Origin of the sequence: Glutamicibacter endophyticus (assembly GCF_048457885.1) — a bacterium.
GTDB classification, from domain to species: Bacteria; Actinomycetota; Actinomycetes; order Actinomycetales; family Micrococcaceae; genus Glutamicibacter; species Glutamicibacter endophyticus.
In genome coordinates, this window is the sequence record NZ_CP174200.1 from 1,725,635 (window position 1) to 1,751,161 (window position 25,527).

At 60.9% G+C, this 25,527-nt stretch carries 15 protein-coding genes; 9 read left to right on the forward strand and 6 right to left on the reverse strand.

The features are described from left to right. Positions 1-871 precede the first annotated feature (871 nt). Positions 872-6,277: a DUF3320 domain-containing protein gene (locus ACJD00_RS08075; protein WP_418909261.1), complete on the reverse strand. Its 5,406-nt coding sequence runs from the start codon at positions 6,275-6,277 to the stop codon at positions 872-874. A 490-nt stretch (positions 6,278-6,767) separates the two neighbouring features. On the opposite strand from ACJD00_RS08075, the gene ACJD00_RS08080 reads away from it, so the two are divergent. The 5 genes from ACJD00_RS08080 to ACJD00_RS08100 are packed head-to-tail and all read left to right on the forward strand — an operon-like array spanning position 6,768 to position 13,899. Next, the gene (locus ACJD00_RS08080) at positions 6,768-7,127 is read left to right on the forward strand and encodes a hypothetical protein (RefSeq protein WP_418909262.1); all 360 of its coding nucleotides are present in this window, start codon (positions 6,768-6,770) and stop codon (positions 7,125-7,127) included. A gap of 26 nt (positions 7,128-7,153) precedes the next feature. Beyond that, positions 7,154-8,638 (forward strand): DUF3375 family protein, encoded by a 1,485-nt coding sequence (locus ACJD00_RS08085; protein ID WP_418909263.1) that lies wholly within the window; start codon positions 7,154-7,156, stop codon positions 8,636-8,638. Beyond that, a complete protein-coding gene (locus tag ACJD00_RS08090) occupies positions 8,631-9,368 on the forward strand; it encodes a DUF4194 domain-containing protein (protein WP_418909264.1) in 738 nt (245 codons plus the stop codon). The genes ACJD00_RS08085 and ACJD00_RS08090 overlap by 8 nt, the downstream gene beginning before the upstream one ends. Then, positions 9,365-12,736 carry an ATP-binding protein gene (locus ACJD00_RS08095; RefSeq protein ID WP_418909265.1) on the forward strand — a complete coding sequence of 1,124 codons (3,372 nt, stop codon included), beginning with the start codon at positions 9,365-9,367 and terminating at the stop codon, positions 12,734-12,736. Before ACJD00_RS08090 ends, ACJD00_RS08095 begins: the two co-directional genes overlap by 4 nt. Before the next feature lie 14 nt (positions 12,737-12,750). Next, positions 12,751-13,899: a Wadjet anti-phage system protein JetD domain-containing protein gene (locus ACJD00_RS08100; RefSeq protein WP_418909266.1), complete on the forward strand. Its 1,149-nt coding sequence runs from the start codon at positions 12,751-12,753 to the stop codon at positions 13,897-13,899. A gap of 1,287 nt (positions 13,900-15,186) precedes the next feature. Here ACJD00_RS08100 and ACJD00_RS08105 read toward each other — a convergent pair. Then, complete coding sequence (locus tag ACJD00_RS08105; protein ID WP_418909267.1) at positions 15,187-15,399, reverse strand: hypothetical protein; 213 nt, start codon at positions 15,397-15,399, stop codon at positions 15,187-15,189. Beyond that, positions 15,396-15,560, reverse strand: a complete 165-nt coding sequence (locus tag ACJD00_RS08110) for a hypothetical protein (protein ID WP_418909268.1) — start codon at positions 15,558-15,560, stop codon at positions 15,396-15,398. The genes ACJD00_RS08105 and ACJD00_RS08110 overlap by 4 nt, the downstream gene beginning before the upstream one ends. A 750-nt stretch (positions 15,561-16,310) precedes the next feature. On the opposite strand from ACJD00_RS08110, the gene ACJD00_RS08115 reads away from it, so the two are divergent. The 3 genes from ACJD00_RS08115 to ACJD00_RS08125 all read left to right on the forward strand — a co-directional run bounded on the left by ACJD00_RS08115 (position 16,311) and on the right by ACJD00_RS08125 (position 19,143). Then, entirely contained in the window at positions 16,311-17,552 is a 1,242-nt protein-coding gene (locus ACJD00_RS08115; protein WP_418909269.1) for an alpha-hydroxy acid oxidase, read from the forward strand. Positions 17,553-17,728: 176 nt separating this feature from the next. Next, the gene (locus tag ACJD00_RS08120) at positions 17,729-17,986 is read left to right on the forward strand and encodes a type B 50S ribosomal protein L31 (RefSeq protein WP_309407240.1); all 258 of its coding nucleotides are present in this window, start codon (positions 17,729-17,731) and stop codon (positions 17,984-17,986) included. 101 nt (positions 17,987-18,087) lie between these two features. Further along, positions 18,088-19,143 (forward strand): lipoyl protein ligase domain-containing protein, encoded by a 1,056-nt coding sequence (locus ACJD00_RS08125; RefSeq protein ID WP_418909270.1) that lies wholly within the window; start codon positions 18,088-18,090, stop codon positions 19,141-19,143. A gap of 75 nt (positions 19,144-19,218) precedes the next feature. On the opposite strand, the gene pepN is transcribed toward ACJD00_RS08125, so the two are convergent. Next, the gene (gene pepN, locus ACJD00_RS08130; RefSeq protein WP_418909271.1) at positions 19,219-21,873 is read right to left on the reverse strand and encodes an aminopeptidase N; all 2,655 of its coding nucleotides are present in this window, start codon (positions 21,871-21,873) and stop codon (positions 19,219-19,221) included. Positions 21,874-22,059: 186 nt separating this feature from the next. Here pepN and ACJD00_RS08135 point away from each other — a divergent pair, with 186 nt between their 5' ends. Continuing rightward, on the forward strand, positions 22,060-22,629 hold the full coding sequence (locus tag ACJD00_RS08135) for a hypothetical protein (RefSeq protein ID WP_418909272.1): 570 nt from the start codon (positions 22,060-22,062) through the stop codon (positions 22,627-22,629). 145 nt (positions 22,630-22,774) lie between these two features. Here the strand turns inward: ACJD00_RS08135 and ACJD00_RS08140 are convergent, their stop codons facing one another. Together ACJD00_RS08140 and ACJD00_RS08145 are read right to left on the reverse strand one after the other, a co-directional pair. Further along, positions 22,775-24,805, reverse strand: a complete 2,031-nt coding sequence (locus ACJD00_RS08140; RefSeq protein ID WP_418909273.1) for an acyl-CoA dehydrogenase — start codon at positions 24,803-24,805, stop codon at positions 22,775-22,777. A gap of 22 nt (positions 24,806-24,827) precedes the next feature. After that, complete coding sequence (locus ACJD00_RS08145) at positions 24,828-25,478, reverse strand: TetR/AcrR family transcriptional regulator (protein ID WP_418909274.1); 651 nt, start codon at positions 25,476-25,478, stop codon at positions 24,828-24,830. Between the last annotated feature and the right edge of the window lie 49 nt (positions 25,479-25,527).

Consider the following 25,527-nt stretch of genomic DNA (forward strand, 5'->3'; position numbering starts at 1 on the left):
TGAGTTCGGCGAGTGACGTCCTAAGATATCCGTCTGACCTTGAACTTCCCTGCCGACTGGATCGTTCTGTGCATGGCTCCCAGCCAGTGGGTATTGGTGCTTAGAGAAGATGCTGGGCCCATGGACAAGACCTTGCTCAGCGCAGGAGACGTCGCCAATATCCTTGGAGCGTCGAGGCAAGACGTCGTCGCTCAGTGCGACCGAGGAGAGCTTCCCGCCGTCCGCGTGGACTGACATCGTCGCGTCCGCAAAACAGAACTGGATCACTTCAGGTCACCGGAGCTCACCTTTCTCTAGGCGAAGTCGCTCTGGCTCGACCGCGCGATCCTCGGCGCGCTGATGGCCGATCCCGGCCGAGTGGTGGCGATCGTCAAAGAGATCACAGCACGGTGGAGGTCGGTGTACAGGAGTGACAGGCTGAGCCAGGTATATCTCAACGCCTGAAAGGAGATCCTCGACCGAGGCCTTGACTAGGTCATTGCCTTGCTGATGCGCGCCGACGACAAGTCGTACGAGTTGCGTTACAACACACCGTTCGTCGGAGTGCAGTCGGACGTCCAGCGCCAGAAGGTGCAATAGGCCATTCGCAACAACTAGCTGCCGTCCCATCCCGATAATATACACGCGTGAACCGCCAGCAGCTGGCCCACATCCTCCAGTCAGCCGGTCAGATCACCGGTCACCGGTCCGAGAAGTGCATTGGATCTGCTGACTTTTCACGAAGCGCCCCTTAACTTCGTCGCACACAAACTGTGCGCTGGAAGTTCGCTCACACTGATCGAAGAAAATGACGACCTCGAGCTCCAGTCCATCGCCATTGCATCAAGCCGAGCGCGCATAAGGTGAATGCTATACAGCGAGTGCGAAAAGGTTAGAGTGATTTCGCGGAAGTCAAAGTATCGTCGTCCGAGCAAATGATGTTGCCTTCGGTGATGAGCTGGTCGATAGCTTCATTTATATACCGGTCGACGGAAGCTCCCGTTCTAGCCCAGCCGAACACGCGAGCTACGCTTTGGACGACTTCCGAACGACGGGCCGCGCCAGCATCGCGAATAGTCAGGATCGCGGCGGTGGCAAGCTCTTCTCGGTGTACCTGTTCTACCCTGCGGGTGACCCTTTCCGTGGGGGTGCGGACGGATGCGATGTTATTGTCCGAGGTCATGAGGAAGTCACCATCGCGGATGATCAGAGCTCGCTGGACGGCGAGCATGATGTTGTTGCGGATATTGGAGCCGATGCGGCCTACATTCCACCAGTCCCTTAGTCGCTCGTGGGCGACGTCGAGGTGTAAGGGACCTTCGTGTTCGACGAGTGTTTGGATGGCGTCGACCATGTGCAGGTGACTGCCTTCCTCGCCAGGATCGACCCAGCGAGGCAATGTCCGGGCTGGGGCGACGCGGTAGGGAGTTGTCCAAGTTGGAGACACCTCGATGTCTGTACGTTCTGTCTCGATTACTCTTTGCTCGATTGTTGCCGTGATTTTGGTACGACCCTCAATGGGAGCGTTGATGGCGTCTTGGATAGCGGTATGAAGTCGTCCTTCCTCCGTGGTGCGGTCGCGGTACCAAGCAGTGCCCCAGATTCGGTGAAGACGCCAGCCGAGGCCGCTGAGGACCTGGTCCCGGAGCCGGTCTCGGTCTCGGGCGGCGGGCGCTGAGTGGTACTGATATCCGTCACACTCGATGCCTATGGCGAACATCCCGGGGTAGGCGGGGTGGCGTACCCCGATGTCGATACGGTATCCGGCAGCTCCGACCTGCGGTTCTACGGTGTAGCCCCAACTCTTGATGGCACCGATGACGGATTCCTCGAAGGGCGATTCTGGGTCTAGTCCCGTGGACGAGTAAGGGACGGCGAGGGTTTGTGCTCCCCTCTCGGCGTAGTCGAGGTAGGCGCGGAAGTACTCGACGTTCTCATTCGTTGAGGGCGGGATCTGCCCAGCGTGCATGGAAGCAACAACTTCGACGCGTTGCCGAGCGCGGGTGATCGCGACATTAAGGCGTCGCCAGCCCTTATCCTTATTCAACGCACCAAAGTTAGTAGAGATCTTACCTGCCTCGTCAGGCCCATAGCCGACAGAGAAGATGATTACGTCGCGCTCGTCGCCTTGCACCTGTTCCAAGGCACGGATGAAGAAGCCGCTGAGGCGGTCTTCAATGTCGAAGAAACGGTCGAGGTCACGTCGTTGGAGCCGGGCTTCGTCAATAGCGTCCTGAACTGCGTCAGCTTGCGCGACAGAGAATGTCACAACCCCGAGTGTTAGGTTCGGGCGCTTTGTGAAGTGTTCGATTACGCGTTCTGCGACCTTGGCAGCTTCCACAGCGTTGTAAGCTCCACCACCACGACGGTACATCCCATGGGCGTGGAAGAACTCGACACCGACGTCTTCACCTTCGGCGTGGGCAGAAGGGAAGGTGACGAGCTTGCCTTCGTAGAACTTATAGTTAGAGAAAGCGATGAGGTCTTCATGACGTGAGCGGTAGTGCCAACGCAGACCGAGGTTGTTGAAGGCGCCTGACGCTTTAGCGAGTTCGAGGATGGACTGGAAATCCTTGACGTCGGTTTCCTCTTCGTCGTCATCGTCGGTATTGCGCTCGAAGAACGAAGTGGGCGGCAGCTGTTTGTCGTCCCCGGCGAGAATTAGGGACCTGCCCCGGTAGATACAGTTGATGGCGTCGCCGGGGGTGACTTGGGACGCTTCGTCGAAGATCACGATGTCGAACTCCATATCGGAGGGCAGATACTGTGAGACTGCCAGCGGTGACATCATGAAGACCGGCTTGATGCTGGGCGTGACGTTGCAGGTCAATGAGATGAGCTCACGTACCGGCCTGTGTTTTTTCTGCTTGCCACCTTCGCGGCGGATGACGGATGACTCGCCCATTGTGGTATTCACGGGTCGACGCGTGTTGGCGGCGAGGATTATGTCTGAAGTTGACGCCTTGATCAGGTCGCGGTCGAGGGCGCGGTACTCCTCGACGAGCACTTCTCGGTCGGTTGCCAGAAGAGGGCGGAGACGCGCATCGTGTTGGATGACGGCGTCGGACCAGCTGCGGAGAAGAGCTCGCATCACCACGTCGGGCACGTCATGCTCCCGAAGTCGCTGTTCGATACAGAAGTCGACGGCTGTATCGAGCCCCCTCCTGGCGAGGTCATCATAAGCCCGCCTATAGTCGAACCATTCCTGCTGGCCGACAGTGTCGGCCCGAAAGTCGTTAATCAGCTCTACGGCACCGTGGAAGTCGTCGAACTCCTGAGACAGCTCCCTATGACGGGTCCGAGAGAAGGCCTGAACTACGCGATCCTGAGATTGCAACCACCGTTCGTAGGCAGAATTCATCGCGATTACAGGAGTGGAAGCAGCCAGGATATTCACCTGTTCAGAAGTCAGCGGCCCATCGACGAGCGATCGAAGCTCAACAGCCCAAGCGATCGCCTCGTCAAGAGTTTCGATGTCGGTGTCACCGAAATTGAAGTAGTCACCGAACATCGCCCGGTAGTCAGGCTCGGCTACGTGAAGTTCTTCGGTCGCACGCTCGGCGTTCTCCACGAGTGCAAGGAGGTGGTTGGCCTCGGCGAGCGAATGGTTCTTTCCAGTCACGGTCCCCACAGCATTGATGCGTGCTGCGGCCTGGCGCATGGGCTCGACGTGAGCGGTGAGCCAGTCTATGACTTGGCTGATGGGTTCGAGGATGAGTTCAGGACGACCCGCGAGCGCCGGACTTGGTCGGAGCCCCCGCTTCCACTCATCGATGTCCGTACGAGCGGTGGCGGCCACGGTCCGGTGGGCGTCGCTTATCTCGCTTGTGGTCAGGTATGTGACAAGCGCTGCGGGCACGTTATTTTCGGTAAGTGCGAGAACTTCCTCAACCATATTGAAGGCATCATTGAGTGCCTCGAAGTCGGTTTCTCGCCCAGCCCAATGCGTCCCGAGAGTTTCACCGTTTGCGGCAGCGAAGATGTCGAAAGCCTTGCTGGTCTCACCCCAAGCCACGGCCTCCGCGAGCTGGCTGATGCCCGTCCTCACGTCGGCAGCATCGGTCAGCAGTCCAGCGACCGTTTTCTTGTCGGTGCGGTAGCTGCGCGACAGCTTTTTCAGGCCCTTGTGCAGATTTGCGAACCGGTCCTGAAGCTCAGCCAAGGGTGCTTTCAAGGCTTCGGGAACGAATACCGAAGATGCCCTGGCTTCAGCTTCGTTCAGCGCTGTGAGATGTTCGCGGAGCGTTGTCGCGACTGCACGTGCCTCGGCCAGTCCCACTGGGGTAAACCAGCGTCGGTCAGGTCGAGTGTTCTGGGTGCGCAAATCGATGATACGAGTCAGCCGATCTACGTCGGCGAACATCGAGATTGGCGGGAGCCCCAAGCTGCTGGCCAGCGACGACAGGGTTTGCATCCGCTCACCTAGCAGGTGAGCCTGCATCTCGAACTGGTCAGCAGTCTCTTGCAGATCAGTGGCCGAAACATTCTGCAGGTCTACCGGAGATGTCGATACGTTGACCGGGGCAGGGCACGGTGGCGTGGCGTCCGGTTGCGGCAACCTGGTCCACGGTATGCCGGCCGCTTGTGTAATCGCTTCTTCAGCGTCCTTGAGGCGCGCCAGCCGATTGCCAAGATCGGCGCGGGAAGACATGATCGGTTGTGTGGACTCGGCGGTGAGCCATTGCCCCATCATTTCCGTGGGATGTGGCCGATGCTGGTGCTCTATGAGAGCAATCAAGTGTGGCGTGTCGGATGGCTTCCTCAGATCGAATGCGTCGACGATTTGGGCGTTAATCGTAACTGTGCCGCGTAGCTCCTCCAGCGCCAGCTCGGCCTGATAGAGCCGAACCTCGAGTGACAGGTCGTCGATAACGTCGCGCCACAGGAATGACCCACCTTGGGCCGCGGGCCGCCATGCACGAACCAACTTCGACAGGGTTTCCTGGATCCTAGCGTATTCAGCCTCGGTGAGGTCAGTCGGGGCTCTTTCGGGAATAGGCGCGATCGGCGCGTTCGAAAGATTCGCGTATACACCCAGCACTTGGTGCAGGGACATGTTAAGCGGCTTCCGCACTTCGTTCATGGCGGCCGCGTAGTCGTTGAGCTGTTCGCGTCGCTCTTTCACTCCTTGTCGTGCCAAGGTCGGCATGGTCGTTGGAGGCTTGACGAGGGTGTCCAATGTCCTGAGCAGTTCGGTCGCCACTTCCTTACGGCTCGCTTTGTGCGAATGGAGCTCGAGAAGGTACGAGCCGAGTCCGGCGGCGGCGAGCCGATTGCGCACCACATCGAGGGCCGCCATCTTCTCCGATACGAACAAGACTCTCTTACCAGCGTGAAGCAGCGCACCGATCATGTTTGCGATGGTCTGCGACTTGCCGGTGCCCGGAGGACCGTCCATGACAAATGACTTGCCCGCGAGAGCCGCAGCGACCGCCACTCGTTGCGAGGAATCAGCGTCAAGCACAAAGGGCGTCTCCTCTGGAGGTGCCAGTCTGTCGATGTCTGTGGGGTCGATCGGGTCGAATTGGAACTCCGGTGACTGCTGGGTCGGGTCGGAAGTCGCGATTGCCTGGACAATAGGGTGTTCGAGAATCCTCGCCTCATTGTCTAGAAGATCCTTGAACATTGACTCCTTCGCGAACGAGAACGTCGCCAAGTAGGTGGTGTTACGCAGGCTCCAACCGGTGAAGGTCTTGTTCTTTTCTAACACTCCCCGGATCGCTGCGAGCGTCTGGGAAACCGAGAACCCCTCAATGTCCTCGGCGGATGGCAAGTCGATTCCGAATTCTCTGAGGCGGAGAGTCAACGCCGGGTTAAGTACGGGTTCGTCCTCGCCCTCGGTGATCCGAGGCGTTCCCTTCGGACCCTGGGGTCGGAGCTGGACGGGCACTAACAGGATTGGTGAGACCATTGGCGTGTCGTCGACGTCCCGCCAGTCGAGTAGACCGAATGCTATATACAACACGGAGAGACCCCGGTCGAGAAATTCTGCCGAAGCCTTGCGCATAAGGTTGCGGACGACCGGACCGACCTCATTGTCAGGCCGGGGGGAGTGGAAGAACTTGCCCGTCTGGACTGGCTGGGGTGCGTCCGGATCGTCCGGATTAACTTCGCCACGAAATGCGTGGGTCTTGCCTGACTGAAGGAGCGTCAAGACGTCGTCCGGCGGCGGGGCGTCGATTAGAAGCGATGAAGCCTTCGGGGCACGGAATTTTATAAGTGCGCTCTGTCGGGTCAATCCAACTAGCCCGTCACGCCATACTTTGAGCGCCGTCTGGTGCTTCCCCCACTGAGTCATTGTTCCTCTTCTCGACCTTTCCCCGCTGATAATTTGCACAAAAGGCGGGGAACAGAATGCATAAATCGGCGCCATCTTGTCCAAGAAGATTAAGTCGTCAAGCGCGCAAAATATACCCCTCAGGACCGACAATTTTTCTAAATCGCTGTGTGGATTGCCGCATCGGGTAATTATGCATCCGAAACAAGGCCTTGCCATTCGTGACCAGCAGTGCAGCAGGAGGTTTGTCCGACGAAGTAGCCCCGAAACCGCGCAATGTAGGGGCAAGGTGTCACTTATCTGGGGATGATGCCGTCGGTACAACAAATCACACACGTGCGCTGAGACAGCCCTTCGTGGCGGCCCGGCTGTGCTCACGCCCCGGTTGACGTGCGAGCGTGCACAATTGGAGTGTCTATGGCTCGCGTTGGGTTTCTTTCAACGGTGAGTGAGCATTGATAGTAGTCACAGAGGCACGTAACATCATTTCTAAAGTTACTAGGGAGGTATTATGTCCGACCGTGGCGTTGTCTTAAGCTCCGAGGACAATGCTGGTCGTGCAACCGAGGAACTTGTAGACGAAGGCAAAAACGGTACGGCATGCGCCGTTGCGTTCAGGGCATTGGTGGTAGGCGCTACCCGAATCTGGTACGAGCGGGCAGCGGAGCTGGAGGGTACGCTAGGCCTCACGCACTATGCGCAGGCGCGCTTCGAGAAGATCTGGCGCGCGGCATACGTTTCCGTCCGTAAGGACTTCGACGAGGTGCGGGCGGCCTGGGCCAGCCGGTACGAGACCGCTCAGAAAGATGTCGCCGCCCTAGTCAAAAGCGTCGCCGAGCAGGACTCAGCACGCGCGAAGGCAAAGGGCTAAAGACTCGACTGAGTTTTGGGGTGAGCATGGTCAACGACATCAAGGCCGAGTACGTCCGCATTGAGTCCGCTCTGGCCTCGCCGACGCTACGGCTACTAGATCGTAAGTCCGCGGCCGTCGCTATACCCATCTTCGCCGCGGCGTTCCCCGACGACGGGAAGCCGGTGTCCGTCGAGAGGTTCCATAATCGTGTCGAGGCGCTGCTGGCCGAGTTGCGGACGGCAGGCTACGAAGTGCCACCAGGTGACGGGAAGTCTCTGGCCATGCGGTGGGTGCGCGAGCGGTGGCTGTACCGCGATCCTGGCCGGGGCGAGGAGACCTATCAGCTCACCGGTGACGCCCGGGCTGCGATGGAGTACGTAGCGCGGACGGCACGGACGCAGTTAAACGTTTCCGCTTCCCGTATCGAAACGATGCGCCGGGTCATTTCTGAGGCGGCCTTGGCCGCGAACCCAGACCGCGAGGAGCGAAAGCGTCGGCTTAGCGAGGAGATCGCGGTCTTGCAGGCCGAGCTGGACCGTCTCGAGGCTGGCGGCGAACTGCCGCAGGCGACGGAAGACGAGCTGCTCGAGCAGTTCGCGAACGTGTTGCGAGAGATCGACGGTCTACCCTCGGACTTTCGTCGCGTTGAGGAGGCCGTGCGGGACATACACAAGGTCATTACCCGCCGCTTCCGCGAGGAAGAGCACCCAGTAGGCCGGGTACTCGACTACTACCTCGACCAAGCGAGGAACCTCCTGCGGTCGACACCAGAGGGGCGCGCCTTCGCTGGAGCTCAGGACCTATTACGCAACCGGGACGTGCTCGCCCAGCTGCGCGCCGACCTCGAGTGCATCCTCGCTCATGAGTGGGCCGGGGGACTCCTGCCGGAGGAGCAGCGCCAGCTCCGCTCGGCCGTTGACGTGATCCGACGTGGCCGCGACAGCGTGCTCGATCGTCGGCAGCGGCTCTCGGCCACCCTACGCGAGCACATCGAGAATTACGACCACATCAAGAACCGCGAGCTTGACCGGGCGCTCATGGAGATCGACCGCGAGATGCGAATCTGGATGCAGTCTGCACGCCCGCGCGACCACGTTGACGTTGAAATTATGCCTCAGGACCTCGCCCTCGACGGCCTTAAGCTACGCGTCTTCGACCCGGAGAGCGAGCGTGCGCCTGAGCCGCTCGAGGATGTGTCGGCTGATGCCCCGCCTGCACGCTCGCTCGTAGAGATCCGGGCGATGGGTGGGCCGTCTCTACACCGCCTCCAGGAGGAGATCGAGGCGCGACTGACGTCCGGGAAGACGACAACTGCGGCTGCGCTATTCGCGGACCTACCCGAGGATCTCCGTCGTCCGGTCGAGGTGTTCGGGGTGTTGCATCTGCTCGTGCGAATCGACGCGCCAATCGACCTGAAAAACCGTGAACTGGTCACTACCACCCGGCCCGACGGCAGCGAACTACGCCTGCTCGTCCCGACCGTGAAGGTGTGTGGGACCTTCGAGACCACAGAGGAAGCCCATGACTGACCTGTTTTACGACGAGAACCGTGTTTCGGAAACCGAGACCCCAGATCCCGAGGAGGGCTTGTCACTGGGATTGTTCGAGGGCGACACTGGCACGCTCTTCCCCGAGCAACGAAGATGCCTGCACGCACTGCTCAAGCACCGTTACATATCGGCAGAGCAGTATCCCGAGCAGTGGGAGACTCTGCTTAAGGACGAGACGGGCATCATCAAGAGTCGCCTCAACGACCTGTACTTGGATCTGGAGATCGAGTGGGAGCAACGGATCGCCTTCAAGCGCCGGGCGATCAGCGAGACCGGGGATTCTCTGCCTTCGCTACTACGCGAGGCCTCCCACACGAAGGAGGAGACGATCGTGATGATGACGCTGAGGCAGCGGTACTTCGCGCAGCGTCAGGAAGGCGACGAGGCGGTGTTCGTCGACCGTGAAGGGATGCTCGAGGAGATTAGGGAGCGCTGGCCCGAGCATCTGACAAACCGAGCCGCCGCCCTCAAGAAGGCGGGCACAAGCATCGACGGCCTTATCCGGGCGGGAGTGCTCCTCAGGACCACTGACGAGAATCGGTTCCGGATCTCGCCGATCATCGAGGTCTTGCTGCCGGTCGAGAAGCTGCACGAGCTGCTGGCTTGGCTCATGAATCAGAACGGGACCGCTCCTCAGGAGCGGGACGAGCCCGAGGACGAGCTCGACCTCGAGGGTCTCAACACCGTTCAGCAGGAGGACGAGGGATGACCGCAGAGCAGACTTCCCTTCCGATCGCGAAGACCGAGCACGATCGTGCTCAGTGGCGGCTAGAGACCATGCAACTGGTCAACTGGGGAGGCTTCCAAAGTCATCACACCGTGCGCATCGCGCCGGGTTCCACGTTGTTGTCCGGCGCATCGGGCACGGGCAAGTCGACGCTACTCGACGCATGGATCGCACTTATGATGCCATCCAACGTCGACTTTAATGGGGCTTCGAACGACACCGGCGGCGGACGGGCCCGTTCCGGTGAGAAGCGGAACCTGCTCAGCTACCTGCGCGGCAAGAGAGATACGAAGAGCGACGGTTCCGGCAGTACGCACGAGCTTCTCCTTCGCGGACGCGAAGGCCAACCTGTTTGGGGTGCGATTGCCTGCACGTTCGTAAATGACAACGGCCGCAAGTACACCGTCCTGCGTGCCTTTTTCGTCCGGGCCGGGGCGACCGCCAACAGCGACGTGACGACTACATTCGCAGCGATGGAGGGCTTCGTTGACCTCCACAGGCTCATCCCGTTGGCAGCGTCGCGATTCGACAAGCGCGCACTACGCAGCGCAGTGCCGGGGCTCGTTATCTTTCACAGCTTCCGGGAGTTCGAGGAGAACATGCACACCCGGCTGGGCATCGGAGGCGGTGACGGCGGCCGGAAGGCGATGCGGTTGCTCGCTCAGGTGCAGGCAGGGATGCAGATCAGCAGGGTTGACGACCTCTACAAGAGCATGGTCCTCGAGAAGCCGATCACCTACCTGGCCGCTGACGATGCTCTGGCGCACTTCGCTGACCTCAAAGCTTCCTACGTGAAGATGCTCGATGAGGCGAACAAAGAGAAAGCCCTCCGGCGGCTGCCAAACCTGCAGAACGATCTGTCGAGGGCACAGGCACATGCCGACCTCATCGGCGGGATGGGTGTCGACCGGGACGGGCCGACGCCTTTCCAGCTATGGCGGCTGCGAACCGAGCGCGGGCTGCTCGACACGGCCGTGGAGGTCAACCGGAGCGAACACGCACAGATGACGACGACGTACGACCGGGCCCGGAAGGACGAGACGGAACATGAGAGCCGTCTTGCCGAGATTGCCGAGGAGAAGCGCGCCCACGGCGGAGACCTGATCGAGGAACGCCGTCGGCGGATCACCGACCTTGAGAATAGCCGCGATGACGTCTACCGGGCGAACCTCAAGTTCCAGACACGGACCGAAGCCATCGGTCTGGCCGTGCCCGAGTCCGCCGATCAGTTCGCCGGGGCCCAGGCAGAGGCGAAGGACTTCCTCGCGGCGTTCGCTGAACGCGAACTCTCCCTCCAGAACGAGGCAGCGACGATCCAGGAAGAGGAACTCGCACCACTTACCGCCGCGCAGCGCGACCTGTTCGAAGAGAAGCTCTCGCTTCAGGGACGGAGCGGAGCCGTCCCTCGCAGGTTGCATGAGGCTCGGATGCGGATGGCCGAGGCAGCCGGTCTCGACCCTAGCGAAGACCTGCCCTTCGTCGCCGAGCTCATCGATGTCCTACCCGACGAGGAGCACTGGCGCAAAGCCGTCGAGAACACGCTCGGCGGCATCGCACGGACCGTTTTGGTTGACCGACGCACGCGCGATCGGCTTTCCGCGGCGATTGACGGCGTCACGATCCGTCCGCGTATCCGTTTTCAGGCGGTCACGCTTGCCGCGCACGAGGAGTGGCGTGGAGATCCCGACCATGTCTCAGGCAAACTCGCGTTCAAGGACTCTCCCTTCTCTGGCTGGGTACAGGACAGGGTGAGTGCGGACGGCACCGACCATCTCTGCGTGCCCAACGCGACCTCCCTAGGTGGTCGTGGGCCTCGTGTCACTCCGGCGGGCCAGACTCGAGACGGCGACCGCGGGGCGCACGGCGAGTCCGGTGACGGATATATCATTGGCTTCTCAAACGAGCGCCGTCTAGCCGCCATTGACGCGAAGCTAACCGAGCTCGAACCACGCGTCGGCGCGGTCAGGGACCGCATCACCGGGATGCAGAAATGCTTGACTGAGCTGCGCGATCAGAAGGACGCCTACGTCTATGTCCAAGACACCGAATGGGCGACGATCGACCATCTTGGCATCGACCGTCGTATCAACGGACTAAGGAACGAGATTCATCGGCTCCGCGCGACTAACGAGGTCCTCGACTTGCTCGAGAAAGAGGAGGAGAAGATCCGGCCTCTCCATGACAAGGCGAACAATGATCGTGTTCTGGCCCAGCACCGCCTGAAGGGTCTTGAGAAGGAACACGGGGACCTTGTGGACGCCCAGGACTCCGTGCAGGACGCGATCGATGCGATCGAGACCCGGCAGGAAACGGTCGTGAGCGAGGAACAACAGCACCGCCTTGATGGGCTCTACACGAGCATCTGGCGGACCTCGGACCGTAACGCTTTCGGCCGGTGTATCGCGGCGATGCGGAAGCAATTGCTGGACGAAGCCGCCGCCTCGATGAAGACTATCCAGAGCACGCAGCAGGCCATGGAGGACATGTTCACGCAATACAAGGCCCGCTGGACCGAGAACAACCTCGGCACTTCTGTGGAGTCCGCCGGCGAGTACCGCGAAATCCTAGAACGCATCCGTTCCGAGGGGCTCCACGAGCGCCGTGAGCAGTGGCGTCGCGAGTTCACCGCCTGGTCAAGCGACGATCTGTTGCGGCTCAGCGAGGCCTTCGAGATCGCTCTAGAGGATATCGAGGAGCGGCTCCGCCCGGTCAATCGGATCCTTGAGGACCTACCTTTCGGCGGCAAGGGCCACTTGCAGATCAACCTGCGGAGATTGCCTGCGGAGAATGTCAGCAGGTTCCGTCGGGAGCTGCGTCAGCTGTCCTCGAGGCTCGCCGAGGAACTCACCGAGGCGCAGATCGCGAGCCGATTCCAGCGGCTCAGCGCGTTCATGGAACAAATCGCCGTCACGGCGGGATCCACGGTCGAGCGTGATCGTTACCTCGACGTGCGCCAGCACGTCGTCGTCACTGCCCGGTGCATCGACGAGCACGGCACCGAGCTTGCCTCCTACGACCACATTGCCGGCAAGTCTGGAGGCGAGATGCAGGAGCTCGTCGCCTTCATCGTCGGCTCGGCCCTCCGGTACCAGCTCGGGGACGAGGACCGGTCTCGCCCCCGCTTTGCGCCGGTCTTCCTCGACGAGGCGTTCATCAAGGCAGATGGCGAGTTCGCGGGCCGCGCAGTCGCGGCCTGGCAAAACCTTGGGTTCCAGCTCGTCGTCGGTGCTCCCTTCGACAAGGTTACCTCGCTGGAGCAGCCCATGGAGCTGCGCCTCGAGGTCGCGAAGAACTCCCGTGGACACTCTTTCGTGCTTGAGTTGCTTGATGCCGATCAGGGCACCGCATGAAGGATCCGAGGACGGTGACTGCGGACATCGAGCGCCGTATGAAGACCCGTTGGCACGAGCACCTGACTGGCGTATCTGAGGTGTTCCCGCACGCTTTCCCGCTCGGACGCCCCACGACAGCCGAGCTCAGGGCGGACTATGCCACCATCCACGCCGGTACCCTCGAGTGGCGGGACTGGGCTCGCCATCATGGCGTCGAGCTCGTCTACGAAAACCGAGTTGCTAAGGGGGGCAGCACCCAAGTGATCCCTACCCATGTGAAAGTGCCAGGCATCGACCGGGCAGCAGCGATCGTGGGCGGGGACTGGCCCGACCGTCTCGCACGCGGCCGAGAGCGGTTCGCCGTGCTGGGTAGAAGGTATCCCCACGTGAACGCGATCGACCGGGTACTGCGGCACCTTGACCGGTACTCGAACCTCGATTTCACCCTGCTCACCACGGTCGCCGATTGGTTCCTGGCTGATCCCTCGCGCTCGGCGCTTGGCGTGACGCCCCGTCAAGTACCGGTCCCAGGCGTCCACGCGAAGTGGCTGCAGAGCCATTTTGCCGGCGTCCAAGCGCTGACTGGACTCGACGACCTAGGCATCCTGCCCGCGCACCCACCGCGCATTCACTTCACCTATCTCGACCCGGACCACCGGGCCTCGGGAGCACGTGTCCACGACTCAGCCACTGTTGGCGACGCGTTCGAACCTGTCTACATGCCTAAGATTGTCATCATTTCGGAGAACAAAGACACGGCAATTCACTTCCCGCCGCTGGCAGGAGGCATTGCGGTCGAAGGAGTTGGCAAGGGAGGCAAGACCCCTGCTGCCTTTCCATGGATCCGGAGGGCGCCCATCCTCGTGTACTGGGGCGATATTGACCGTGACGGTTACGAGATCCTCGATGGTTACCGCCGGGACTTCAGCCGAGACATCGCATCCATTCTGATGGACCCCAATACCTACGAAACATACGAACAGTTTGGGACCGATCTCGACCCCTACGGACGCTCACTCCCTGTCGGGAACTCGAAATCAGTTGATCTCCTCCACGCCGATGAGCGTTCGGTGTACACACGTTTGCTCGACAAGAACCACTCAGGCCACCGTCGCATCGAGCAGGAGCGGATACCCCTTGACCGAGCACTTGAGGCCGTGATTGAGCTTGGCACAGATTGATGCGACGTAGCCATCGTGACGAGAAGTTCCCTCGGCCGTCGCATCCACGGCCTGTCGTGCTTTGAGTCATCCACGCCTCAGCTGCCTGCGGCGACGATATTTCGTTGTCAGCACCTTCGCCTCAGTACATCAGGACACGCCGACGGCGGCAGGGAGCCTTGTTGATGCCGTTTTTCACGCATCGTCTCGATAAAGTTGTCGTTCATCGAGCTTGGCCGCCCGGTGCGGTCGCCACGCATACGTCCCCGTCATAGTCCGCAGTAGATCGCGGCGCGCCGGACCGCGGTACGGAAATTTTCTAGCTTCCTGAACACACGATCAAGTTTCATTGAGGGGCGCGACTGGCATGCCTGGTAAAGGTCCGAACATGGACATTGCGTTCGAACTGCCTCGCCAGCACAATGTACGTCCGCACACTGCCGCGTTAGAGAGCATTGAGACGTTCGATCTGGAGTTCGTCACCACCATCTGGCCAAACGGACGCGTCCAGCAGTATCGGATGATACTCGATGAGCATGCGTCGGGTGGCGGCTCTTCGAAGACCTTGGAGAAGGGAGGTACTTGCGCTACGAGTTGTAGTGCCACCTCCCTGTGTCTTATTAGCTCGCACTAGGCCGATTCGTGCCACCGCCCTCAACCTAACCAATTCGCCGAGAGGGTCCGCGTGCGTGCTTGTCTTCTCGTTGTCTAAGGCTAAGTTGATCCGCCACTTTGGAGCGCCTAGTGGACCTGGCCCACAACGGGACGGAGCCTGCTTTGTCGGGAGTCGCGCGGCTGACCCAGAAAGACGAAGATACTGCGGTAGTAGTCATGGGGTGCCCGTAGGTAGTCAGTACACCGAACGCCTAGGGTGCAATCCTGTGTTCGGACACCGAACCCGGCTTGGTCCGGTCCTGTTGATGCTCATGCGCGTTGATCCCCGGCATCTGTACAATGCGCGGCTCCCCGTGAGAACCGTCTTCGATCTGCCGTGAGTGTGCCTCGAGTGAGATCCCGTAGCGGCGTGCGTTCCGCAGCCTCGCCTTGACGCCATTGCGCGGCCAGATCCAAATCGCGGAGGGGCAGGGTGGCGATGATTCTGGACAACGAGTAGCACGGGATGCGTGATCGGTACCGTGATGATTCCGATGCACCGAGAGGTGTTTTCACTCAATGTGGGCGCTGCCAGCGCCATCGCTTATTGGTATTTGTGATCCGGTCCTTGCTGAAGCCCGGTGCGCAGAAGGACATTTCTGATATCGACATCGCGACACGATGCTAGTGCCTTGACCTCGTCGGAGAGGTTGCTCACCCGAGTTTCTCGCTGGCAATCTCATGGTGTGTTCCGTCGAGACTGATGGCGTCGAACCCGTCGGCGTGGAGCCGGGCCGGGTCGTTGAGTTCGCCAGACTGAAGGTGAAGCTCGCCCTGCTGATCGAGCAGGCCCTGCCCTTCCTCATCCCAATCGATATTATCGAAAAGCTCGAGCTCGATTTCGAAGCAGCTCTCGGCGTCGATCACCAGTGGATGCTCGGCAGTCCGCCTGTCGAGTGCGCCTGGATCGAAAGTATCCACGAACATGGCGTCGTACCCGCGGCATCCTCATCAAAAATCGAGAGAGTTTCGCCGGTGTCGATGGTGCGAGCCAAGACCAGCGCGGGGGACTGGTCGCCGATGTTCATGTCTCGTCAGATGGTTCCGCAGTAGCTAATGCGGAAGAGGCGTCCACCAGTGGCCGAATGCAACTGAATACGTCGGCCAAAGTCGGGCACGCGAGTGGTCGCATTGCCTTTCCGATACGAGGGAACGGCGGCGTCCATGTCCTGAGATTAACATCTGGCCCTTTCGCAAGCTCGCCGGGCGATGACTGTCCCGTGGCTTGGTGGCTTGAGGCTGGCCGAAGGCCCTATTTTGGCGTACGGCACATTTAGTGGGCCGAAGGCGTCAGGCAACTGATGCCTCGCTCGCGCGTGACGGAGTCGGACATATGCTCCATTCCCGCATGTGGCGTTTTGGGAACTCGGCGAACATGCCAACAACCGGTTAGATTTCTTCTTGCCCGTCTGAGTCAAGTGAGTCGACGTAGCCGGTTGTCCGGGCATAGGTAGGCCTGAAGTTACTCTGGTCCTGACTTTTCTGTCAGGCCCTCGGTCCTGAGCAGCGTTCCAACCAAAGCGGAGCCAGCGTGGTCGTTACCGTCCGCGAACGGCTGAAGCTTATCCATGGTCGCAAGCCCTCTTCTCACGACAAGGTTCGGTAGCATCGGAAGCATGCGGCCATCTGACTTGTGTTAGGCCGGTAGCGATCCGACGCAACGAGTGGTATGCGGTTTTGGGCGGATTAGTCCACGGGCCAAATTCGTGAGGCTTTGGCATGCCGACCTCACCGGAAGCACGTGTTGGTCGCGAGCGACTAAGAAATAAGGAGCGTGCATGTCTCACCTCAAGCGCCAGATGCCGGATGTACCCGAGTTGTTGAAACTCATGAGGTTCAAGACACCGTCCCTGAACCGACGTTCGGCACGGCTGGCTGCGGCCGCCGATCTGTGGGATTTGCGGAGCATTGCCAAGCGGCGCACGCCCAAGGCCGCCTTTGACTATGTGGACGGGGCTGCAGGCCGGGAAATCACGGCGCAGCGAGCGCGGCAGGTCTTCGACGCAGTGGAATTAATTCCCCGGATTCTGCACGGGACAGCCCATTCGGATATGTCCACGAGCATTGCCGGCGTGCGCAGCAACCTACCTTTTGGAATCGCCCCGACGGGATTCACCCGTTTCATGCATTCGGAGGGTGAGATTGGCGGCGTGCGTGCCGCGCAGCGGGCTGGGATTCCCTTCAGTCTGTCGACCATGGGAACGCGTTCCGTCGAGGAGGTCGCCGAGGCTGCTCCACAGGGCCACAAGTGGTTTCAGCTTTATCTCTGGAAGGACCGCGCCAAGTCCAAGGCATTGCTCGAACGGGCGGCCACGGCCGGATACACGAATCTTCTGGTTACCGTCGATACGCCTGTGGCGGGCCAGCGTCTGCGCGATACCCGTAACGGGATGAAGATCCCACCCGAACTGACGTTGAAGACCCTGCTTGACGCCTCATATCGTCCGGAATGGTGGTACAACTTCCTCACCACAGATTCATTGAAGTTCGCTTCACTCTCGGACTCCGCGGCGGACCTTCCGACCATCATCAATTCCATGTTCGATTCGTCACTGGATTTCGAGGACCTGCGCTGGATTCGGGAGCTATGGGACGGGCCGCTGTTCGTCAAGGGAGTGCTCACCGCCGAAGACGCGGCTAAATCGCAGGCCGCCGGCGCCAACGGTCTGGTGGTGTCCAACCATGGCGGTCGTCAACTGGATCGCGCACCGGTGGCCTTCGAAGCCCTGAGTGAGGTTCGTGCCGAAGTTGGTCAAGACATGGAGATCATCCTAGATTCGGGCATCATGTCGGGAGCCGATATTGTTGCTGCGCTCTGTGCTGGCGCTGACTTCGTGCTCATCGGCCGCGCCTACCTGTATGGCCTCATGGCCGGCGGCGAAGAAGGGGTGAGTCGTGCCATTGAACTTCTGGCGAAGGAGATCGAGGTCACCATGCAACTAATGGGGGCCGCGCGCATCGAGGATCTCACCGGGGATTTGATCCGCCGGCGCGCGGATGGGGAGCGGGTTTCGATCTAATTGGCCAGCCTACGACCACGTCCTTGGGGGCGGGTCCGGTTCGCTGAAGCGGGCGCAATGCGATAGCATGGAATGTCTGTGTCGCCCGCGGGAAACCTTTGTGCGCCACGGCAACATTTTCCGAGTACGCGGCCACTGGCAAAATCCAGGGGCCTGACACCTAAGGACATAAGGCTATGAAGGCTGATATCCACCCGAATTACGACTTCGTCGTTTTCAATGACCTCGCATCCGGCGAGAAGATCCTGACCCGTTCGACCGCTACCAGCGACAAGACCATCGAGTGGGAGGACGGCAACACCTACCCGGTGATCGACGTCGAAATCTCGGCCGCATCGCACCCGTTCTACACCGGTAAGCAGCGCATCATGGACACCGCCGGTCGTGTCGAGCGCTTCAACGCCCGCTTCAAGGGCTTCGGCGGCAAGAAGTAGTCTTCTCGTCCCCACAAGTTGTACCGCCATTGGCGCGTCCCGTTCGCGGGGCGCGCCAATGGCATTTTAATGCGCGTCTCGGGCCGGACTAGGATAGAGGTATGCAGCATCACGGTGAATACAAGGTCGTTGGCGGCAAGCTGGTGGTCGTGGATCTGGTCTCCGAACAGGGAATCATTACCCATGCATCCGTTAACGGGGACTTCTTCCTAGAGCCCGATGAGGCGCTGGACGATCTGAACCGCGCGTTGGTGGGACTGCCCACCTCGGCTACACACAGCGCCATTCGGGAGGCAGTGACCTCCGGCCTGCGTGAAGGGGCGGTGATGTTCGGGTTCGATGCCGAGGCCATCGCCCGAGTAACCCGCCGGGCCCTAGGGCATGCGACAAGCTGGACCGACCACGACTGGGAGGTTCTGCCCCCGCAGATCATTCCGGTTGCCGAACAACCAGCGCTCGATGAGATTCTCACCCGGCAGGTCGCGGCCGGAAAACGCAAGCCCACGCTGCGCTTTTGGGACTGGGACCAGTCCGCGGTCATCATCGGTTCCTTCCAGTCGCTGGCCAACGAGGTCGACATGGAACAAGCCAACGCTCATGGGCTACGCGTACTGCGGCGCATCTCCGGCGGCGGGGCCATGTTTATGGAGGCCGGTAACTGCATCACCTATGCGTTGTATACGCCGGATTCTTTGGTCGACGGCATGAGCTTTGCCGATTCCTATCCGTACCTTGATGCCTGGGTGATGCAAGCCCTGGCCGAGTTGGGCATCAGCGCGCATTACAAGCCGCTGAACGATATTGCCACCGACGCAGGGAAGATCGGTGGGGCGGCACAGAAACGATTGGCTAACGGCGGGCTTTTGCATCACGTGACGATGAGCTACGACATCGACGCCCAGAAGATGTCCCAGGTTTTGCGCATCGGTCGGGAGAAGCTATCCGATAAGGGCATTGCCTCGGCGGTTAAGCGGGTGGATCCGCTGAAATCCCAGACTCAGCGCAGTCGCAGCGAAATTATCGACACCATGGTGCGCACCTTCATTGAGCGCACCGGAGCCACCGTGGCCACCCTCGACGAGGAGACCCGGCAGGAAGCCCGTGAACTGGCGGCCAGCAAATTCCTCACCGATAAGTGGACCGCCCGGGTGCCTTAACTCGGCGGTAGTTACAAGTGCGGGCCTTGACCGAAAGGATTCGGTCAAGGCCCGCACTTGTGCTTAACGGGTGAGCTAACCCTTGAGCGCCACGCGTGCCGAGAGTTCTTGGGCGCGCAGACGGCGCAGCAACCCGTCGCGTTCCTCCAACAGAATCCGAACCAGGGCCTTCGGAGCCTGTGGGTGTGCCTCAAGCCAGGCATTGAGAGCAATGACCGAGGGATCCAATTCCACCGGCGTCTGAAGTTGCTGATATCGCGGGAACAGCCCGCGAATCACGCGGGTGGCAAATTCCATACTCATCGAGTCGAAAACCTGGGCAATAGACTGCCAGTAGGTCGTCTCAAAGGGAGCGAGCAGTTCGGCCGAACCCATGGAAAATCCCTCGGCAATGGCCGAGAGCGCATCGTTGGAGAGCGGACCGGAAGCGTCTGCGGCTTCGAGTACCTGATGGAAGGCAGAGGACTTCACCTCTGGTTCTGGGCGTGCGGCCAGTGCGGTTCGCAGCGAATTTTCCGCCACGGCGCTGGGCTTTGCGGCCAAATCCGCGCGCATGCGTTCCTCGGCTGCCGCGTCCAAGCGGCCCGAGGCTGCCAACGCTTGCCAGCACAGCCAGCGCAACTGCTCATCAACGTCGAGCCCGAAGCGGTTCGAAGAGCCTGCCAGTAGTTCCTCGATGACTTCCGTGGCCACCGCGCCGCGGGCCAGGCGTGCCAGCGTGCGTGCGGTTAGAATCTGCTGGTCACCGTTGGCCTCAAAGCGGGTCAGCCAGGTGGTGAGCACCGCCGCGGCCTCGTCGCGGGCTGCCTCGCGGCGTTCGGCGGCCAAATACTGGTTGAGGGTGGCCAGCAGCTGGTCGAGCAAGAAGCCGAATACTCCGGCGTCCCCAATCCGATCGCCATGGCGCAGGATGGCCTCAAGGTAGCGATCGGCACTGAGCCGGGCACCGCGCACCGCATCCCAGAGCGAAGCCCAGCAGGTGGCACGTGGCAGCGAATCGGTGAGCTGGCCAAGATGCTCCAATAGCGTGGCCAGCGACCGGTCATCAAAGTCGATCAACGCGTAGGTTTCATCCCCGTCATTGGGCAATACCAGCTCCGGAGCGGGTTGCCCGAGGAGGAAATCCAGCTCCACGTGCTCGTCGACAAGCTCCACACGATGGCTAGTGGTACGTTCCAGGGTACCGTCGCGCAGGCTGTAGCTACCGACGCTCAACACGTGCGGGCGCACAATCGGCTCGCCGGTCAACGGGTCGGTGCCCTCCTGAACTAGGCGCGCCTCGTTGACGATTCCCTTGTCCGTGGTGCGTAGCTCTACGCGTAGCCGCGGTACTCCGGAGGTCATCAACCACGCTTGAGCCCAAGCGCGCATGTCGCGTCCGCTGGCCTCTTCCAGTGCGATTAAGAAGTCATCCAGCGTGGTGTTGCCGAAGGCATGGGCGACAAAGTACGCCCGGGCGGCCTCACGGAAAGCGTCCTTGCCCACGTAGGCCGCGAGCTGCTTGAGCACGCTGGCGCCCTTGGCGTAGGTGATACCGTCGAAATTCTGGTCCGCGGCTTGCAGATCCACAATGTCCGCCACGATTGGGTGCGTGGTGGGCATCTGGTCGGCCACATAGGCCCAGGCTTTGCGGCGGGCGGCGAAGGTGGTCCATGCGGTGCTGAAGGCGGTGCCTTCGTCGACGGCCAGGGTGCCGATGTAATCCGCAAAGGATTCTTTCAACCACAGATCATCCCACCACTTCATGGTGACGAGGTCGCCGAACCACATGTGCGCCATCTCGTGCATGATCGTATTGGCGCGCTGTTCATGCTGTGCCTCGGTGGCCGCCGAGGTGAACACGTAGCGTTCGGTGAAGGTCACCAGCCCCGGGTTTTCCATCGCCCCGAGGTTATATTCGGGAACGAAGGCCGAGTCGTACTTACCCCACGGGTAGGGGTAATCGAAAAGCTCGTGGAAGTAGCGTAGCCCCTGTTTCGTCAGCTCGAGGATCTGTTCGCCATCGAAATCATCGGCCAGCGAGGCGCGGCAGGTTGCGGCCAGTTCGATGCGCAGTGGCTCATCCTGACCCGCTAGTGGTTGCTCGTGCACGTCGCGGACCACATGGTACGGGCCGGCCAGCACGGCGGTAATGTAGCTGGAAATCGGGGGAGTCGGTGCACAGTGCACGGTCTTGGTGCCGTCCTCGTGCACCTCGGTATTGACCACCGGTTGGTTGCTGGCCAGATGCCAGTCGGCGGGTCCGCGTAGCGTGAAGGTGTACGAGCCTTTAATGTCGGGCTGTTCGAAGCAAGCAAAGACGCGTCGCGCTTCCGAGGGCTCGAACTGGGTGTAAAGGTACGTTTGGGCATCGCTGGGGTCTACGAAGCGGTGCAGTCCCTCACCGGAGCGGGAGTACAGGGCCCGGCCGTGAATGCGCACGGTATTGCGGCCTAGGTTCAGGCCGGTGAGGTAGATCCGGGCGTCGAGGACCGCGTCGGCGACATTCACCGGCTCGTCGTTGAGCCAGATGGAGTCGACGGATTCGTGGATGAAGTCGATGAAGGTTTCGGTGCTTGCACTGTCGAATTCGAGCACCGATTCGCTGGCGAAGCTCGTTGCCTCGCGCTCGGCGGCGTTGCTGACATCGAGGGTGACCTGGATGTTCTGCAGGCTGATTTGGGCCGCGCGCCAGGCGGCCTCGTCGCGGGTCAGGTTCTCGTTAGGGCTGTAGCGTTCAAGTGTGTCCACCCTTACAGCTTAGCTGTGAAATGGTTCTTTGACAGTTTGTTGCCAAGGTATTTCTCGCCAAACTCATGAGCTCTTGGATCCACGGTAGAACAGCGCGGTGCCAGCGCTGGGCCCGGGTTTTCCTCCGGCTACAAGACCCGTGCATGGCATAGGGTTTAAGGAAACAGATTCAACGATGGAAAGAGCATGATGACGGTAGAGGAATTTCTTAAAGGCCCCTCAAAGCGTGACGTGGCGGGGATGAAAGCCGCTTTGAGCGAGGTCTCCGCCGGTGATGTGGTCTCCGTGCTCTATAAATCGGCACGCTATGGCCACTATCTGGTGACCGGCACCGTGCATTGCAGCTTCGCCGACGAACTGATGGTGGGCGGCCAGCCGTTGGCCGGTGTGCCTAAAAGCGTGAAGGTGGGCGAGGACAAGCAGCTCCAGCGCAGCCCCGATAAGGAGGTGCGTGCCTTCCCGGCCGACTACGACGGTGCTCTGGAAGCGACCGCGTGCCCGGTATCCGAAATTTCCCATGGGGACTTGGTGGCTACGAGTATCGAGCAGGCTCCCTACGGCCGCTTCGTGGTCACCGGGGTTGTCACCGCCGCGGAGAACGACGCGCGCTATCTGATGATCGGGCCTTGGATTCTGAACAGCGCCGAAGGGGAGAACCCCCGCATTCTGGAAGTGCAACGCTTGGCATCCGCCGGTGAACACCAGGCTCCGAAGGTCGAGGTTCGTGCCGCGGTCAAGGCCGAAGACCTCTCGTAGCAGAGCAAGCGTCGTAGGTAGCGCTCGACCCGAACCACCGGCGGCGGCACCAAGCATGGGTTCCATGCTTGGTGCCGCCGCCGGCTATGTTGAGTTCAGGGCCACCAATGGCCCAAGGTGGTTCCGCGCAGGAACCGGTCCAGGCCTAGGCGGTAGCCGCGGCCTTGGTCTTTTTCAGGAGCGATTTTTCGCTGATTGGGGCCTGATCGCTAGCCCGCAATGCCGCGAAGTAGGCCATGGCCTCTTCCTGGCGTTCGGCCTCGATACCGCTGGAAATATCGGCACGCAGGTGATCCTGGGTGTATCCGAAGGCATCGACCAGATCCTGGGCGTGTGGACGGAGGCGGGCCAGCAGGCGGTTGATGTACTCGGGAAGAGTACGTGCACGCTGCATCGAAAGCCAGCCGTTGGCCAGGTACCAGCCCAAATCCTGTTCGATCACGCACAGCACAAACACGTCACGCAGCCAGGTCAGCACCTCACGGGTGGTTTCGTCGCTGACTCGCTCCAGAGCTTCGGTGAAGGCTTCGAAACGCAGCAGTTCGCCGTGCGTGCGGGCCGCGGCGATCAGGGTGTCCTGATTTTCGTTGAACGCCTGTGCGGTCTTGACCTTGTCCTTACCGGCCGCGCGGAGATTTCCGGCGACCTCTGCCACCAACGCATTAATGCGTCCGGTGAGCAGTTCGCGCTGATTCTGCGAATCCTTGAAGTAGTTGGCGCTCTTGCGTTCGTCGGAGACATCGACCACGGACTGCACTACCGAACGCAACCCGGAGCGGTGTAGCGCGGCGGTGCCGACCTGCTTGGCCACATACATGGCCATCGCACCGGTATCCAGCTTGCGGAAACCCGAGGCGTAATCGGTGAGCAGGCGCTTGCCGACCAGCTGCAACAGGACGTTGTTATCGCCCTCGAAGGTCACATACACATCGAGGTCCTGGTAGAGCTGGGTGAAGCGGTTCTTGGCGATAAAGCCTGAGCCACCACAAGCCTCACGAGATTCCTGCAGCGTGTCGAGGGCATCCCAGGTGCTGAGCGGCTTCAGCGCAGCGGCCAAGGTTTCGAGATCTTGACGGTCGTCATCGGAATCGGCGCGGCCGGAGAAGACGGCATCGAATTTCTCGAGCAGCCCATCGTGCGCGAAGCTTGCTGCATAGGTGCGGGCCAGGCGCGGCAGGAGGCGACGCTGGTGGCGCTGATAATCCAAGAGCGTGGTCTCTTCGGTTTCCGACACGCTGGTGAACTGGCGCCGCTGGTTGGCGTAGCTCACCGCGATCTGCAACGCAATCTTCGAGGCATTGGTCGCCGCCCCATCCAAGGAAACACGACCCTGAACGAGCGTTCCGAGCATTGTGAAGAAGCGACGGCCCGGCGACGCGATCGGGGAGGAGTAGCTGCCATCCGCGGCCACATCGCCGTAGCGGTTGAGCAGGTTGGTGCGCGGAACGCGTACGTGGTCAAAGTGCAGTCGGCCGTTGTCGATTCCGTTGAGCCCGCCCTTTAGCCCGTCATCCTCGCCGCCCACGCCGGGGAGGAACTGGCCGTTCTCGTCGCGGATCGGCACGTAGAAGCAGTGCACTCCATGGTTCACGCCATTGGTGATCAGCTGGGCGAAGACGGTGGCAGCGGTGCCATGCAGTCCTGCATTGCCAAGGAACTCTTTCCACGCCGCGCGGAAGGGGGTGTGAATGACGAACTCTTCGGTGTCCTTGTCGTAGGTGGCGGTAGTCGCAACGGCCGCAACATCCGAACCGTGACCGATCTCGGTCATGGCAAAGGCTCCGGGAACGGTCAGGTCCATGGCATCCGGCAGCCACTTGGCGTGGTGCTCCTCGGTGCCTAGGTGCAAGATCGCCCCGGCAAAGAGTCCCCATTGCACGCCGGCCTTGATCTGCAGTGACGGGTCGGCGGCGACCAGTTCCTCGAAGGCTGCCAAGGATCCGCCGTGATCGTCATGTCCGCCATAGGTTTTCGGGAACGCGCGCTGTACGGCCTGCTCTTCCACGAGGATCTTCAGCTGTTCCAAGACGCGTTCGCGGTGCTCGTCCATGCCCAGCGCGGGGTCGCGTTGCAGCTCCGGGCGGGCGGCGCGGGCGCGTGAGGCGGTGCGGATCTCCGCGTAATCGCCCAGTAGCTGTTGACCGAGCGCGGCGACGTCGATGCGGTTGGTGCTCATGGATATGACTCCCTTTCGTTGTTCAATGCGTTGCGGCAGCGATGCCGTTGATCAGCCAGGTCGTGAGTGCGTCGGCCAGTTCATCTAGCGGCGGCTTGTTTGGGCCTTCCGGTTGGCTCAGCCAGGATTCTCCCGCGGCGCGCACCATGCCCAGCGCGGCACGCGGCCAGAGCGAGACTGCGTGCGGGTCACTGGAACCGGCCTCGTGCAGATAGCTGGATAGCCGGTCGGTCATTAGCGCGGTGATCTCGGTGAAGAAGGCGTTCAGCGCTGCCGAGGGGCTCTCTTCCTCGCTGTTTGTTGTTGCTTCGAGGTCTCCGCTGGTGACGAAGTAGTAGAGGTTGGGGCTGCGTTGGGCCAACTCCAGGTAGGCGCCGACCATGGCGCGCAGGGCGGCTCGCTCGTCGTCCTTGGCCAGCGCGGCGTCAATCACCCGGTGGCGAAAGTCCGTGATCACCATGGCGCCGAGGGCCCGGCGCAGTCCTTCCTTGTCCCCGAAGTATCGGTAATACACCGGCTTAGAGGTCTGTGCATGCGAGGAGATTTCCTCCATGGATGCCCCCGGGCCGAGCTGATGCACGGCTTTACGGGCCAGCGTCAATAGTTCGGTGCGGCGCTCGGTGCGGTGGTTCTGCCAGCGCGCGGCGCGTCCGTCCTCGGTGACATCATTCATAGGGGTGACGTTCTTCACGTTACTCAGAGTATCATGTACTCTTGGTTAC

Excerpts from the sequence above, each read along its gene's own strand:
- ACJD00_RS08115 (WP_418909269.1), top strand. The coding sequence starts at position 16,311 with ATGTCTCACCTCAAGCGCCAGATGCCGGATGTACCCGAGTTGTTGAAA.
- ACJD00_RS08145 (WP_418909274.1), bottom strand. The coding sequence starts at position 25,478 with ATGAATGATGTCACCGAGGACGGACGCGCCGCGCGCTGGCAGAACCAC.
- ACJD00_RS08085 (WP_418909263.1), top strand. The coding sequence starts at position 7,154 with ATGGTCAACGACATCAAGGCCGAGTACGTCCGCATTGAGTCCGCTCTG.
- ACJD00_RS08125 (WP_418909270.1), top strand. The coding sequence starts at position 18,088 with ATGCAGCATCACGGTGAATACAAGGTCGTTGGCGGCAAGCTGGTGGTC.
- ACJD00_RS08110 (WP_418909268.1), bottom strand. The coding sequence starts at position 15,560 with ATGAACATCGGCGACCAGTCCCCCGCGCTGGTCTTGGCTCGCACCATC.
- ACJD00_RS08080 (WP_418909262.1), top strand. The coding sequence starts at position 6,768 with ATGTCCGACCGTGGCGTTGTCTTAAGCTCCGAGGACAATGCTGGTCGT.
- ACJD00_RS08095 (WP_418909265.1), top strand. The coding sequence starts at position 9,365 with ATGACCGCAGAGCAGACTTCCCTTCCGATCGCGAAGACCGAGCACGAT.
- ACJD00_RS08140 (WP_418909273.1), bottom strand. The coding sequence starts at position 24,805 with ATGAGCACCAACCGCATCGACGTCGCCGCGCTCGGTCAACAGCTACTG.
- ACJD00_RS08135 (WP_418909272.1), top strand. The coding sequence starts at position 22,060 with ATGATGACGGTAGAGGAATTTCTTAAAGGCCCCTCAAAGCGTGACGTG.
- ACJD00_RS08075 (WP_418909261.1), bottom strand. The coding sequence starts at position 6,277 with ATGACTCAGTGGGGGAAGCACCAGACGGCGCTCAAAGTATGGCGTGAC.
- ACJD00_RS08090 (WP_418909264.1), top strand. The coding sequence starts at position 8,631 with ATGACTGACCTGTTTTACGACGAGAACCGTGTTTCGGAAACCGAGACC.
- ACJD00_RS08120 (WP_309407240.1), top strand. The coding sequence starts at position 17,729 with ATGAAGGCTGATATCCACCCGAATTACGACTTCGTCGTTTTCAATGAC.